14 protein-coding genes are annotated in these 13,708 nt (G+C 65.9%); 12 read left to right on the forward strand and 2 right to left on the reverse strand.

Annotation, left to right across the window (positions count from 1 at the left end; all coding sequences use genetic code 11):
- Positions 1 to 27: 27 nt before the first annotated feature.
- The 11 genes from nuoI (at position 28) to H149_RS0114930 (ending at position 10,871) form a co-directional block, all read left to right on the forward strand.
- Positions 28 to 516, forward strand: a complete 489-nt coding sequence (nuoI, locus tag H149_RS0114880; RefSeq protein WP_436278844.1) for an NADH-quinone oxidoreductase subunit NuoI — start codon at positions 28 to 30, stop codon at positions 514 to 516.
- Complete coding sequence (nuoJ, locus tag H149_RS0114885) at positions 513 to 1,001, forward strand: NADH-quinone oxidoreductase subunit J (RefSeq protein WP_020650562.1); 489 nt, start codon at positions 513 to 515, stop codon at positions 999 to 1,001. Before nuoI ends, nuoJ begins: the two co-directional genes overlap by 4 nt.
- Before the next feature lie 48 nt (positions 1,002 to 1,049).
- Positions 1,050 to 1,358 (forward strand): NADH-quinone oxidoreductase subunit NuoK, encoded by a 309-nt coding sequence (gene nuoK / locus H149_RS0114890; RefSeq protein WP_026353204.1) that lies wholly within the window; start codon positions 1,050 to 1,052, stop codon positions 1,356 to 1,358.
- Between the two features lie 4 nt (positions 1,359 to 1,362).
- Entirely contained in the window at positions 1,363 to 3,207 is a 1,845-nt protein-coding gene (gene nuoL / locus H149_RS0114895; protein ID WP_020650564.1) for an NADH-quinone oxidoreductase subunit L, read from the forward strand.
- Entirely contained in the window at positions 3,204 to 4,736 is a 1,533-nt protein-coding gene (nuoM, locus tag H149_RS0114900) for an NADH-quinone oxidoreductase subunit M (protein ID WP_020650565.1), read from the forward strand. Before nuoL ends, nuoM begins: the two co-directional genes overlap by 4 nt.
- On the forward strand, positions 4,733 to 6,187 hold the full coding sequence (gene nuoN, locus H149_RS0114905) for an NADH-quinone oxidoreductase subunit NuoN (protein WP_020650566.1): 1,455 nt from the start codon (positions 4,733 to 4,735) through the stop codon (positions 6,185 to 6,187). The genes nuoM and nuoN overlap by 4 nt, the downstream gene beginning before the upstream one ends.
- 161 nt (positions 6,188 to 6,348) lie before the next feature.
- A complete protein-coding gene (locus tag H149_RS0114910; RefSeq protein ID WP_020650567.1) occupies positions 6,349 to 7,200 on the forward strand; it encodes a lysophospholipid acyltransferase family protein in 852 nt (283 codons plus the stop codon).
- Positions 7,201 to 7,216: 16 nt separating this feature from the next.
- Positions 7,217 to 8,167 (forward strand): SDR family oxidoreductase, encoded by a 951-nt coding sequence (locus H149_RS0114915; RefSeq protein ID WP_020650568.1) that lies wholly within the window; start codon positions 7,217 to 7,219, stop codon positions 8,165 to 8,167.
- A 120-nt stretch (positions 8,168 to 8,287) separates the two neighbouring features.
- Positions 8,288 to 8,788: a Dps family protein gene (locus H149_RS0114920; RefSeq protein ID WP_020650569.1), complete on the forward strand. Its 501-nt coding sequence runs from the start codon at positions 8,288 to 8,290 to the stop codon at positions 8,786 to 8,788.
- Between the two features lie 196 nt (positions 8,789 to 8,984).
- Positions 8,985 to 9,983: an ABC transporter ATP-binding protein gene (locus H149_RS21200; protein ID WP_020650570.1), complete on the forward strand. Its 999-nt coding sequence runs from the start codon at positions 8,985 to 8,987 to the stop codon at positions 9,981 to 9,983.
- 45 nt (positions 9,984 to 10,028) lie between these two features.
- A complete protein-coding gene (locus H149_RS0114930) occupies positions 10,029 to 10,871 on the forward strand; it encodes a DUF4382 domain-containing protein (RefSeq protein ID WP_020650571.1) in 843 nt (280 codons plus the stop codon).
- An 82-nt stretch (positions 10,872 to 10,953) separates the two neighbouring features.
- Here the strand turns inward: H149_RS0114930 and H149_RS0114935 are convergent, their stop codons facing one another.
- Entirely contained in the window at positions 10,954 to 12,162 is a 1,209-nt protein-coding gene (locus tag H149_RS0114935) for an acyl-CoA dehydrogenase family protein (protein WP_020650572.1), read from the reverse strand.
- 119 nt (positions 12,163 to 12,281) lie between these two features.
- Positions 12,282 to 13,130: a glutaminyl-peptide cyclotransferase gene (locus H149_RS0114940; RefSeq protein WP_083931015.1), complete on the reverse strand. Its 849-nt coding sequence runs from the start codon at positions 13,128 to 13,130 to the stop codon at positions 12,282 to 12,284.
- A gap of 145 nt (positions 13,131 to 13,275) precedes the next feature.
- Between H149_RS0114940 and H149_RS0114945 the strand changes: the two genes are divergently transcribed.
- A complete protein-coding gene (locus H149_RS0114945; RefSeq protein WP_020650574.1) occupies positions 13,276 to 13,470 on the forward strand; it encodes a hypothetical protein in 195 nt (64 codons plus the stop codon).
- Positions 13,471 to 13,708 lie beyond the last annotated feature (238 nt).

A 13,708-nucleotide genomic window follows, 5' to 3' on the forward strand; every position in this document is an offset into this window, starting at 1 on the left:
ATCTACACGCAGCTGCGCAGCATCTGGATGATCTTTTCGCACTCGTGGCACAAGCGCGACGTCATTGCGTATCCGGAAGTGAAGCCGTACCTGCCGCCGCGCTACCGCGGCCGCATCGTGTTGACGCGCGATCCGGACGGCGAGGAGCGCTGCGTCGCCTGCAACCTCTGCGCGGTCGCCTGTCCGGTCGGCTGCATTTCGCTGCAGAAGGCGGAGAAGGAAGACGGCCGCTGGTATCCGGAGTGGTTCCGCATCAACTTCTCGCGCTGCATTTTCTGCGGCCTGTGCGAGGAAGCCTGCCCGACCACCGCGATCCAGCTGACGCCGGATTTCGAGCTCGCCGAGTACAAGCGCCAGAGCCTGGTCTACGAAAAGGAAGACCTGCTGATCAGCGGCACCGGCAAGTATCACGAGTACAACTTCTATCGCGTCGCCGGCATGGCGATCGCCGGCAAGCCGAAGGGCGCGGCGGCCAACGAGGCGGCGCCGGTCGACGTCAAGAGCCTGCTGCCATGACGATCTTCTTCTATATCGCGGCCGCGGTTGCCGTCGTCTCGACGCTGTTCGTGATCAGCGGCCGCAATCCGGTGCACGCGCTGCTCAACCTCGTCGTGTCGCTGCTCGCGGTGGCCGGCATGTTCTTCATGCTCGGCGCGCCGTTCGCCGGCGCGCTCGAGGTGATCGTTTACGCCGGCGCGATCATGGTGCTGTTCGTGTTCGTCGTCATGATGCTGAACCTCGGCAAGGCCACCACCGAGCAGGAGCGGCACTGGCTGACGCCGAAGAACTGGGTGGCGCCGAGCATCCTCGCCGGCGCGCTGCTCCTGGCGCTGCTGGTGGTGATCGCCGGCGGCGGCATGCACCCGGCGGCCCTGGCCGGAGTCGACGCCAAGCAGGTCGGCATCGCGCTGTTCGGTCCGTATCTGCTCGCGGTCGAGCTGGCCTCGATGCTGCTGCTGGCGGCGCTGGTCGCCGCCTACCATCTCGGCAAGCACGACTAAACGACAAGCACAACGACTATGGAAACTGGCACTGGTTTGGCGACGGGCTTGGTCGGGATTCCGATGGAGCACGGACTGGCGGTTGCCGCCGTCCTGTTCTGCCTCGGACTCGCCGGCGTCATGGTGCGCCGGAACATCTTGTTCATGCTGATGTCGCTCGAGGTGATGATGAACTCGGCGGCGTTGGCCTTCGTGGTCGCCGGCAGCCGCTGGCAGCAGCCCGACGGACAGATCATGTTCATTCTCGTGCTGACGCTGGCCGCTGCCGAGGCGTCGGTCGGTCTGGCGATCCTGATGCAGCTGTATCGCCGCTTCCACACGCTGGACGTCGATTCGGCCTCCGAGATGAGGAGCTAAGGCGATGCATCTGCTCTTCCTCGTCTTCCTGCTGCCGCTGCTCGGCTTTCTCACGCTGGCGCTCGGCCGCTCGCGCGTTTCCGAGAACGCGGCGGCGGTCATCGGCGTCGGCTCGATCGGTCTGTCGGCGCTGCTGACCGCGTTCATCGGCTGGCAGTTCTACCAGCTGCCGGCCGGAGAGTCCTACACCCAGGTGCTGTGGACCTGGATGAACGTCGACGGTTTCGCGCCGCGCTTCGCGCTGCGCCTCGACCAGCTGTCGATGCTGATGATGTCGGTCATCACCGGCGTCGGCTTCTTCATCCACCTGTTCGCGTCCTGGTACATGCGCGGCGACGAGGCGTATCCGCGCTTCTTCGCGTACATGAACCTGTTCGTCGCGGCGATGCTGTTCCTGGTGCTCGGCGACAATCTGCTGTTCCTGTACTTCGGCTGGGAGGGCGTGGGTCTGGCCTCGTACCTGCTGATCGGCTTCTGGTACAAGGATCCGGCCAACGGCGCCGCGGCGCGCAAGGCTTTCGTCGTCACGCGCGTCGGCGACACCTTCATGGCGATCGGCCTGTTCATCCTGTTCCATGAGCTCGGCACGCTCGACATCCAGCAGCTGCTGACGCTGGCGCCGCAGAAGTGGCCGGAAGGCGGCACGATGGTGACCATCGCCGCGCTGCTGCTGCTCGGCGGCGCGGTCGGCAAGTCGGCGCAGCTGCCGCTGCAGACCTGGCTGCCGGACGCGATGGCCGGTCCGACGCCGGTCTCGGCGCTGATTCACGCGGCGACCATGGTTACCGCCGGCGTCTACCTGATCGCGCGTACGCACACGCTCTTCGAGCTGTCGCCGCTGGCGCTCGATGCGGTCGGCTGGATCGGCGGCCTGACGCTGCTGATGGCGGGCTTCATCGCGCTGACGCAGTCCGACATCAAGAAGGTGCTCGCGTATTCGACGATGTCGCAGATCGGCTACATGTTCCTCGCGCTCGGCGCCGGGGCCTACCAGCCGGCGGTGTTCCACCTGATGACGCACGCCTTCTTCAAGGCGCTGCTGTTCCTGTCGGCGGGCTCGGTGATCCTGGCCTGCCATCACGAGCAGGACATCTTCAAGATGGGCGGTCTGCGCAAGCAGATTCCGTTCACGTTCTGGGTGTTCCTGATCGGCTCGCTCGGCCTCGTCGCGTTCCCGCTGACCTCCGGCTTCTTCTCGAAGGACGAGATCCTGTTCCAGGCCTGGGCCTACGGCCACCACGAGCTGTTCTGGATGGGCCTGGTCGGCGCCTTCATGACCGCGCTGTACACCTTCCGCCTGATCTTCATCGCCTTCTTCGGCGAGGCACACGGGCACGAGGTGCACAAGCCGCACGGCGTCGATCACACGCTGCCGCTGGCCGCGCTCGCGGTCGCCGCGCTGCTCGGCGGCTTCATCCACATCCCGCTCGACGCGGTGCTGCCGCAGGCGGCGATCCCGGAAGAACTGGAGCCGATGAAGCACACGCTGGCGTTCGCGTCGGTCGGCGTGTCGTTCGTCGGCATCTTCCTGGCGTGGTTCTTCTTCCTGCAGAACCGCGGCTTGGCCGCCGCCATCAAGAACTCCGCCATCGGCCAGCTGCTGTTCCGCTGGTGGCGCGCTGCGTTCGGCTTCGACTGGCTGTACGACAAGCTGTTCGTCAAGCCGTACCTGTTCCTCGTCCACATCAACCGTAACGACATCGCCGACCAGGCGATCGGCCTGTTGCCGCGCCTGACGCTCGCGCTCAATGCGCGCCTCACGCGCACGCAGACCGGGCAGCTGCGCTGGTACGCCGGCGCCACGGCTGCCGGTGCCGTCGTCGTGATCGCCGCGGTGGTGCTCCTATGATTCTGCTCTGGCTCATCCTCATCCCGTTCATCGGCGGCCTGCTGGCCTGGCAGGGCGAGCGTATCGTCGGCCGCGGCTTCCCGCGCTGGATCGCGCTCGGCACGATGCTGGTCGCGCTCGCCATCTCGGTGTGGCTGTGGGTGGTCGGCGACTGGTCGCTGGCCTCGGTCGGCGGCGTGCCGCAGTGGACCATCGAGTATCAGGCGGCGTGGATTCCGCGCTTCGGCATCTCGCTGCATTTGGCGATGGACGGCCTGTCGCTGCTGCTGGTCGTGCTGACCAATCTGCTCGGCGTGATGGCGGTGGCCTGCTCGTGGCGCGAGATCGACCGCAACGTCGGCTTCTTCCATCTGAACCTGCTGTGGAACCTCGGCGCGGTGGTCGGCATCTTCCTCGCGCTCGACCTGTTCCTGTTCTTCGTGCTGTGGGAAATGATGCTGGTGCCGATGTACTTCCTGATCGCGCTGTGGGGCCACAACGCCCCCGGCGGCAAGGGACGCATCTACGCGGCGACCAAGTTCTTCATCTTCACGCAGGCCTCGGGTCTGGTCATGCTGCTGGCGATCCTCGGCTTGGTGATCGTGCATTACCAGCAGACCGGCGCCGTCACTTTCGACTACATGGCGCTGCTGAAGACCGAGATGTCGGCGAACGTCGAGATGCTGCTGATGCTCGGCTTCTTCGTCGCGTTCGCGGTCAAGACGCCGATGGTGCCGCTGCATTCCTGGCTGCCTGACGCGCACTCGCAGGCGCCGACTGCGGGCAGCGTCGACCTCGCCGGCATCCTCCTGAAGACGGCGGCCTACGGCATGCTGCGCTTCTCGCTGCCGCTGTTCCCGAACGCCTCGGCGGCGTTCGCGCCGGTGGCGATGTGGTTCGGCGTGATCGGCATCGGCTACGGCGCGTTCCTGTGCTTCGCGCAGAACGACATCAAGCGCCTGGTCGCGTACTCGTCGGTCAGCCACATGGGCTTCGTGTTGATCGGCATCTACGCCGGCACCGAGTACGCGCTGCAGGGCGTCGTCGTGCAGATGCTGGCGCACGGCCTGTCGGCCGGCGCGCTGTTCATCCTCAGCGGCGAAATCTACGAGCGCCTGCACACGCGCGAGCTGTCGAAGATGGGCGGCCTGTGGGCGCGCTTCCCGTACCTGCCGCCGATCGCGTTGTTCTTCGCGGTCGCCGCGCTCGGTCTGCCGGGCCTCGGCAACTTCGTCGGCGAGTTCCTGATCCTGCTCGGCAGCTGGCCGGTCAATCCGCTGATCACCGTGCTGGCGTCGACCGGCCTGATCCTCGGCGCCGTCTATTCGCTGATCCTCGTGCAGCGCGCTTTCCATGGCGCGCCGCCGGAAGGGGCGCCGCCGCTCAAGGATCTGGGCAGCCGCGAGCTCAGCATGATGGCGGTGCTGATGGTGCTGCTGATCGCGCTCGGCATCTATCCGCAACCCGTACTCGACACATCGGCAGCCGCGATGCAGCAGGTGCACAGCATCTATAGCGCCGCCCAGGCGCTGACCGGGGTGACGCCATGAGCTTCACGTCCGAACTCTTCGCGGCACTGTCGCCGATCCTGGCGCTGTCGGCGACGATCGTCGCCGTCATGCTGGCGATCGCCTTCCGCCGCCGTCACACCGCCAATGCGACGCTGGCCGTGATCGGCCTGAACCTCGCGCTCGCCGCCTGCGTGGCGCTGATCTGGACCGCGCATCCGGCGACGATCGTCACGCCGCTGCTGGTGGTCGACGGCTACGCGCTGTTCTACATGGCGCTGATCCTGGTCACGACGCTGGCGACCGCGACGCTCTCGCACGCGTACCTCGAGAACGCCAGCGGCGAACGCGAGGAGATGTACCTGCTGCTGACGCTGTCGGCGCTCGGCGGCCTGACGCTGGCCTGCGCGCAGCACTTCGCGTCGCTGTTCATCGGCCTCGAACTGCTCAGCGTGCCGCTGTACGCGATGATCGCCTATCCGGTGAAGGGGCATCGCCCGCTCGAGGGTGGCCTCAAGTATCTGGTGCTGTCGGCAGTCGCTTCGGCCTTCCTGCTGTTCGGCATCGCGCTGATGTACTCGCAGGCCGGCAGCCTCGGCTTCTCCGAGATCGGTGCGTACTTCGCGGCCGGCGGCACGCCGATCGCCCTGGTCGGCGGCGCGATGCTGCTGATCGGTCTCGGCTTCAAGCTGTCGCTGGTGCCGTTCCATCTGTGGACGCCGGACGTCTACGAAGGTGCTCCGGCGCCGGTCGCCACCTATCTGGCGACGGCGTCGAAGGTCGCGGTGTTCGCGGTGCTGACGCGCTACTTCGTCGAGGCCGGCGGCTATTACCAGACCTCGCTGGTGCAAGTGCTCGCCTGGCTCGCCTTCGCGTCGATGCTGATCGGCAACCTGCTCGCGGTGCGCCAGAACAACGTCAAGCGCATGCTCGCGTATTCGTCGGTCGCGCACTTCGGCTACTGCATGGTCGCGCTGATCGCCGGCGGCCCGCTCGCCGTCGAAGCGGTCGGTGCCTACCTGCTGACCTACGTCGTCACCTCGATCGGCGCGTTCGGCGTCATCACGCTCAGCTCCAACGCCGGCGGCGAACGCGACGCGGATGTCATCTACGACTACCGTGGCCTGTTCTGGCGTCGCCCGTACCTGGCCTCGATCCTCACCGCCATGCTGCTGTCGCTGGCCGGCATCCCGCTGACGGCCGGCTTCCTCGGCAAGTTCTACGTGATCACCGCCGGCGTCGACGCGCATCTGTGGTGGCTGCTCGGCGGTGTCGTCGTCGGCAGCGCGATCGGTCTCTACTATTACCTGCGCCTGATGGTCTCGCTGTTCCTGCTCGATCCGTCGAAGCATCGCTTCAGCGCCAAGCTCGACTGGGCGCAGCGCTCGGGCGGCATCATGGTGCTGCTGGCGATGATCCTGATGCTGGTGCTTGGCCTGTATCCGCAGCCGTTCGTGCAGCTGCTGCGGATCGCGACGCTGATTCCCGGCTGAAGCCGCGACACAACCGACCGGCGAGGCCGCGCCCGGCGAAGGCGCGGCCTTTTTTGTGCGCCATGACCACCGGCCCGGGCCTCCGCGGCTGGCGAGCGCCCGCCATTTCGCATAACGTGTTCGCTACACGACAAGGGGGAGCCGGAATCACCGGCGGCGGCATGCAGGCGTACGAGAAATTGAAGGATCTGGCGCGGCTGGCTTCGCGCGAGGAGTGGTACCGGCGCATCGTCACGCCGGAGATCGAGCAGCAGATTGCGCGCATGCCGAAGCCGGTCGGCAGCTTCGGTTACGACGCCTGGGGCTACAACGAAAACGCGGCCAAGCTGGGCCTCGGCATCGTCAAGCTGCTCTATGAAAAGTACTTCCGCGTCACCGCGCACGGGCTCGAGCACATCCCGCCGCACGGCCACGTGCTGGTGATCGCCAACCATTCCGGGCAGCTGCCGCTGGACGGCGTGCTGATCGGCGGCGCGATGGCGATGAACCCGCTCGGCCCGCGCGCGCCGCGGGCGATGGTCGAGCGCTTCTTTCCGACGGTGCCCTGGCTCGGCAGCATGCTGACCGGTCTCGGCGCCGTGATCGGCGATCCGCTCAACTGCGTCAAGATGCTCGAACAGGACGAGGCGATCATTGTCTTTCCCGAAGGCGTGCGCGGCTCGGGCAAGCTTTATCGCCATCGCTATCAGCTGCAGCGCTTCGGCAACGGCTTCATGCATCTGGCGATGCAGACCGGCGCGCCGATCGTGCCGGTCGGCGTGGTCGGCTGCGAGGAGACCATGCCCTCGCTCGCCAATCTTTCGCCGCTGGCCCGGCTGCTCGGTCTGCCCTATGTGCCGGTCGCGCCGCCGCTGCCGCTGCCGGCGCGCGTCTACCTCAATTTCGGCGAGCCGCTGCACTTCGATGCGGCGGCCTGCAGCGAGGAGGAAGTGACGGCGCGCGTCGAGACCGTCAAGGAGCGCATCCGAGCCCTGATCGATCGCGGTCTGGCCGAACGCAGCAGCGTGTTCTGAACGGCGGCACGCAGTCATGAACGAAAAGAAGAAAACCGTCCTCGTCACCGGCGCCGCCGGCTCGCTGGCCAAGCGCGTCATCGCGCGCCTGCACGGCCGCTATCACGTCGTCGCCGTCGATTTCCGCCGCAAGGTCGAGACCGATGCGGACATTCCCTCGTACAAGGTCGAGATCCACAAGCGTGGCTTCGAGGACGTGTTCCGTCGCCACAAGATCGATGCCGTGCTGCATCTCGGCCGCATCTTCGCGCATGAGGGCGATCGCACGCGCCGCTACAACGCCAACGTGCTCGGCGGCAAGAAGCTGTTCGAGCTGTGCCGCAAGTACGGCGTCGGCCAGGTCATCGTGCACTCGACCTACTTCGTCTACGGCGCCTCGGCTTTCAATCCGGCGCTGCTCGACGAGGATGCGCCGCTGAAGGCCAGCGAGGTGACGCAGGATCTCGTCGATTCGGTCGAGCTCGAAAATCTCGCGCAGATCTACCTGTGGAAGGCGCCGGAACTGAACATCACGATCCTGCGTCCCTGCAACGTGCTCGGCCCCGGCGTCCGCAACACGATGTCGGTGCTGCTGTCGCGGCCGCTGGTGCCGGTGCTGGTCGGCTTCTCGCCGCTGATGCAGTTCCTGCACGTCGACGACATGGCCGACGCCATCGTCTGCGCGTTCGAGCAGAACAAGCCGGGCATCTACAACGTCGCGCCGGACGATTATGTGACCTACCAGGTCGCCGTCGAGCAGTGCGGCTGCCGCAAGCTGCCGGTGCCGTCGATTCCGCCGCTGCTGCCGAAGATGATCAGCGGGGCGCTGAACTGGAACGCGTTCTTCCCGCCGTACCTGATCAACTACTTCAAGTATCCGGTGATCATCGACGGGCGCCTGTTCCGCCAGACCTTCGGCTGGAAGCCGAAGCGCAATCTCAACGACATCTTCAGCTACTACCGCAAGCACAAGCTGCTGATGGCGTGAATGGCGCCGGAAGCGCCGGCGACTCGATAGCCGGTCTCAATCGCGCGGCTTGATAAAGATCATTTTGCCGGCGTGATGATGCACTCTAAACTCATTTGCATCATTCGACAGGAGCCACGCATGGCCAAGAGCAAAGCCAAGGAAGCCGGGTCCGCCAAGATCGACATCGGCATCGACAAGCAGCAGCGCAAGGCGATCGCCGAAGGCTTGTCGCGTCTGCTCGCCGACGAATACACGCTGTATCTGAAGACGCACAACTTCCACTGGAACGTCACCGGGCCGATGTTCAACTCGCTGCACCTGATGTTCGAGACGCATTACACCGAGTCGGCGACGGCGGTCGATCTGGTTGCCGAACGGATTCGCGCGCTCGGCTTCCCGGCGCCGGGCACCTACAAGCAGTACGCCGCGCTGTCCTCGATCGAGGAAACCGACGGCGTGCCGGAGGCGATGGACATGGTCCGCCTGCTCGTGAAGGGGCATGAGGCCTGCGCGAAGACCGCGCGCAGCGTGTTCCCGATCGCCGAATCCGCGCAGGACGAACCGACCTGCGATCTGCTGACGCAGCGTCTGCAGCTGCACGAGAAGACGGCCTGGATGCTGCGCTCGCTGCTCGAGTGAGCGTCACCGCCGCCGCCGGCCGGGCGAGTCCGGCAGGCCGGCGGCGGGACGTGCCGTTCTCGGCGTCGGGGCGCCCGCCGTAAAATGGTGCGGTTGTGCGCTGCCGATGCGAGATCGGCCTGCTTACCAGAGTCGTGCCGCGGTGCGTCCCGTTCCCATTGCTTCGAATTCCGGCGCCGAGTCGCCCCTGCTGGCGGTGCGCCAGCTGCGCGTCCACTATCACGGCCGCCGCTGGCTGCCGTGGCAGGCGCCGAGCCTGCTGCGCGCCGTCGACGATCTCAACTTCAATCTGCGGCGCGGCGAAACCCTCGGCGTGGTCGGCGAATCCGGCTCCGGCAAGTCGACGCTGGCCCGGGCACTGGCCGGGCTCGAACCGATCACGGCCGGTTCGGTGCGCTTCGAGGGCCGTGAGCTCAAGGGCCTCGACAAGCGTGGCTGGAAAGGCCTGCGCCGTGATGTCCAGATGGTCTTCCAGGATCCGCTGGCGAGCCTCAATCCCAAGTTCAAGGTCGGCCGCTGCGTCGGCGAGCCGCTGAAGGCCTTGCACCCGGAGCTGCCGGCCGACGAGCGCCGCCGCCGCGTGCTGGAGATGCTGGAGCGGGTCGGCCTGTCGGCGGCCGATGCCGAGCGCTATCCGCGCGAATTCTCCGGCGGCCAGTGCCAGCGCATCGCCATCGCCCGCGCGCTGATCGTGCGGCCGAAGCTGCTGATCTGCGACGAGGTGGTGTCGGCGCTCGACGTCTCGGTGCAGGCGCAGATCATCAACCTGCTGCGCGAATTGCAGCGCCAGTACCAGCTGGCGATCCTGTTCATCTCGCACGACCTCGCCGTCGTGCGCCACATCAGCGACCGCGTGCTGGTCATGTACTTCGGCAAACTGATGGAGCAGGCCGAGCGCGACGCGCTGTTCGCCACGCCGCGGCATCCATATACGAGGGCCCTGCTTGCGGCGATCCCCGGACACGACGCGTTCGCGGCCTTTCGCGCCCGCGACGGCGAGCTGCCGAGTCCGTACGCGCAAGCGGTCGGCTGCCTGTTCGTGTCGCGCTGTCCGATGGCCGACGAGCGCTGCACGCGCCAGCCGCCGCACTACCGACGCTATCCGGACGGGGCCGTTGCGCTATGCCATTACGCCAGCGAATTCGGCCGCGACGGTATCGTCGATTTCGAGACGGCGGCGCTGGCACGCTCCTGAAGCCGCTGCCATGATGGCGCCCCCCACGCAATCAGGAGCACGGCGATGCGGATTCTCTGGGCCTGTGCCGCGGTCGGCGCTCTGGCGCTGAGCGCTTGCGACGACGGTCGGCTCGATCTGCAGCTGACCGACGCGCCCTATACGGACGCGAGCAGCGTGCTGGTGACGATCACCGGCGTCGAGCTCAGGTCCGTCGACAAGGGCTGGCAGCGTTTCGAGTTCGCCACGCCGCGGCGGGTCGATCTGCTGGCGCTCAACGGCGGCAAGACGCAGTCGCTGCTGAGCAATGAGAGCGTGCCGTCCGGCGACTACGATGCCGTGCGCCTGCTGCTGCGCACGGCCGAGGACAGCACCGCCGACGCCTACGTGCGCCTGCGGACCGGCGAGACCTTGCCGCTCCACGTCGCCGACGACAGCGACGCTCGCCTGGCGATCGAGTCCGAATTCTCGGTCGACGATGTCGACAACACCGCGCTGACGCTCGATGTCGATCTGCGCCGGGCCCTGCTGAAGCCGACCGACGCCAAGCCGGACGTCTATCGCTTGGTATCGGCACTGCGCCTGGTCGACAACGACAAGGCCGGCACGCTCAGCGGCACGGTCGCGGCGCAGGGCTCCGGCTGCGTGCCGGCGGTCTATGTCTACGAGGGCGAGGTCACGCCCGACGACATCGGTGGCAGCGGCGCCGAACCGCTGACCTCGGCCGCGGTGACGACCAGCGGCAGCGGCGGCAGCTTCACCGCCGCGTTCCTGCCCGAGGGTCGCTATACCGCCGCGCTGACCTGCCAGGCCGACGAGGACGATCCGGCCCGCAACGACAGCATCGACTTCTCGGACGCGGTCCGTTTCGACGTCGACCGGGGGCAGACGACGACGATCCGCTTCTGAGCGCGCCGCCGTCGCGCGCATGAAAAAGGCCGCGGCTTTGCGCCGCGGCCCTTTCCGTTCTCTCCTCCAGAGGCCCTCTGGACTATGCGGCGCGCGACTCGCGTGCCGCTTTCATCTGCTCGAATTTCTTCTTGCCCGGCAGGATGCCCATCATCTTGCAGATGATGCCGAGCATGACCTCGTCGGCGCCGCCGCCGATCGAGACCAAGCGCGTGTCGCGATACGCACGCGTCACGACGTTGTCCCACATGAAGCCCTGGCCGCCCCAGAACTGCAGGCAGGCATCGGTCACCTCGCGCGACACGCGCCCGACCTTGAGCTTGCACATGCTGGCGAGCATCGCGATGTGCTCCGCCGACTGCTTGCCGCTCAGGTATTCCTCGGTGGTCTGGTAGACCATCGCCTTCAGCGCCTCGACTTCGGTGCGCAGTTCGGCGAGCCGGAAGTGCACGTACTGATTGTCGAGCACCGATTGTCCGAAAGCCTGGCGCTGGCCGGTATAGGCAATCGTCTCGTTGATGACGTTGAACAGTCCGTCGATGCCGCTGGCGGCACCGAACAGGCGCTCTTCCTGGAACTGCAGCATCTGGTAGGTGAAGCCCATGCCTTCCTGGCCGATCAGATTGCGCTGCGGCACGCGCACTTCGTCGAGGAAGATCATCGCCGTGTCGGAGGCGCGCATGCCGAGCTTGTCGAGCTTGGTCTTGCGATCGATGCCCTTGGCGTCCATCGGCACGACGATCAGGCTCTTGTTGAGGTGTGGCTTGCCGTCCGAGGTGTTGACCAGCATGCAGGCCCAGTCGCTTTGCGTGCCGTTGGTGATCCACATCTTCGAACCGCTGATGACGTAGTCGCCGCCGTCCTTGCGCGCGGTGGTCTTGATGTTGGCGACGTCGGAGCCGGCGCCGGCCTCGGAAACCGCGATCGACACCACCATGTCGCCGCGGATCGCCGGCTCGAGATATTCCTTGCGCAGCTCATGCGAACCGAAGCGGGCGAGGGCCGGCGTCGCCATGTCGGTCTGCACGCCGATCGCCATCGGCAGCGAGCCGCAGCTGCAGTTGCCGAGCGCCTGCGCGAACAGCACTTCGTACGAATAGTCGAGGCCGAGCCCGCCGTACTGCGTCGGCTTGGTGATGCCGAGCAGACCGAGGTTGCCCATCTTCTTGAGCACCTCGTGCGCCGGCCAGATGCCGGCCTGCTCCCATTCGGCGACGTGTGGATTGAGCTCCTCCTCGACGAAGGTCTTGACCGTGCGGTACAGCTCCTTGTGTTCGTGAGTAATTTGCATTACCGCATCTCCGGAGGAATTCGGGTGAGCAGTTATAAGGCGCCTTCGGATTTAGCGTCAATGCTGGGCGCGCATCGAATGATGCAAAGGTAAATATAGTTACCGAACGACTCGCGCCATCACCGCCTCGGCACGTCGCCAGCGGTGGCGCGGGGCCTCGGCAGCTTGGCGAGGCGCAGCTCGTACATCACCGGCCAACGCTTGCCGGTCACGTAGTAGCGATCACGCGCGGCGTCATGGGCGATGCCGTTGAGGACGTTGTCGGTGGCATCCCAGTCGGAGCCGTGCTCGATGTGCTGCGTCAGCGCCGACAGGTCCAGCCAGGCGAGCACGGCGCCGTCGGCCGGATCGATCGCGGCGATGCGATCCGACTGCCAGATGTTCGCCAAGATCAGGCCGTGCGCGTACTCGAGCTCGTTGAGGCGCTCGACCGCGCGCGCGCCGTCGTGCACCTCGATCGTGCGCGCGATGCTGAAATCGTCGCGGCGGCGGAAGGACAGGGTCGCGCTGCCGTCGCTCATGATGAGGTGCTCGCCATCGTGCGTCAGGCCCCAGCCTTCGCCTTCGTAGTGCAGCACGGCGCGCGGTTGCAGCTGGCGGTCGTAGACCACGGCAGTGCGCTCGCGCCAGCTGATCTGGTAGATGCGATCGTCCACGCAGGTCGCGCCTTCGGCAAAAAAAGCGGGCGGCAAGCGATAGCGCTGCAGCGCTTCGCCGCTGTCGATGTCCTTCCGAATCAGCGCAGAAACGCCATACAGGCCGACACTCTCGATCATCGTGCCGTCACAGATTTCGAGGCCCTGCGTGAAGTCGGAACGCGCATGCGGCAGCGTGCGAACGATCTCGTAGCGCAATGCTGTGGATGCCTCGAAACCCGCATCAGAGCTGGGTTTCAGCGCGATGGCCGGTACGCTGAAAAGCGTGATCGAAGCGATGCAGATTGCGGCGATGCAGAGGTGTCGGCGCATGATGTCTTGAGTTCGGTCCTGATGAAGACATTGATTTGAAAACTTTTTATCAGTAAAAATTCACAACGTGGAAATACGCAAGCAAGCGATTCCCGAATCTGCGCGGAGATTTCCGCGAACCTTGTCTCTCGAGGAGGATGTCCAGATGGCGACTGCGAAGAAGGCTGCGAAGAAGGCGACGAAGAAGGCTGTGAAGAAGGCGCCGGCCAAGAAGGTGGCGAAGAAGGCGGTCAAGAAGGCGCCGGCCAAGAAAGTCGCGAAGAAGGCGGCCAAGAAGGTCGTGAAGAAGGCGGCGAAGAAGGTTGCCAAGAAGGCTACGAAGAAGGCGGCGAAGAAGTAAGCGGACTGTCTCCGCAAGGGCGGTTCTCCCAGGGAGTAAATGCCGCAACGGCTGCCGCCCGGTTTCAATCGAAGTAGCACACGCTTCACTCTTACGCCGCGGCTATGCGAACGCTCGTCTAGCCGCGTTTTCTTCGGCGCGATCCGCCGTCCTGGTCCATCCCGCCGTCATCCCGCCGCGACGCCGCTACAATGCCGCGTCATCCGGTCCGCCCTCGGCGGCGGACAGCCAACGGGAG

Source organism: Solimonas variicoloris DSM 15731, from assembly GCF_000382285.1.
GTDB lineage: Bacteria > Pseudomonadota > Gammaproteobacteria > Nevskiales > Nevskiaceae > Solimonas > Solimonas variicoloris.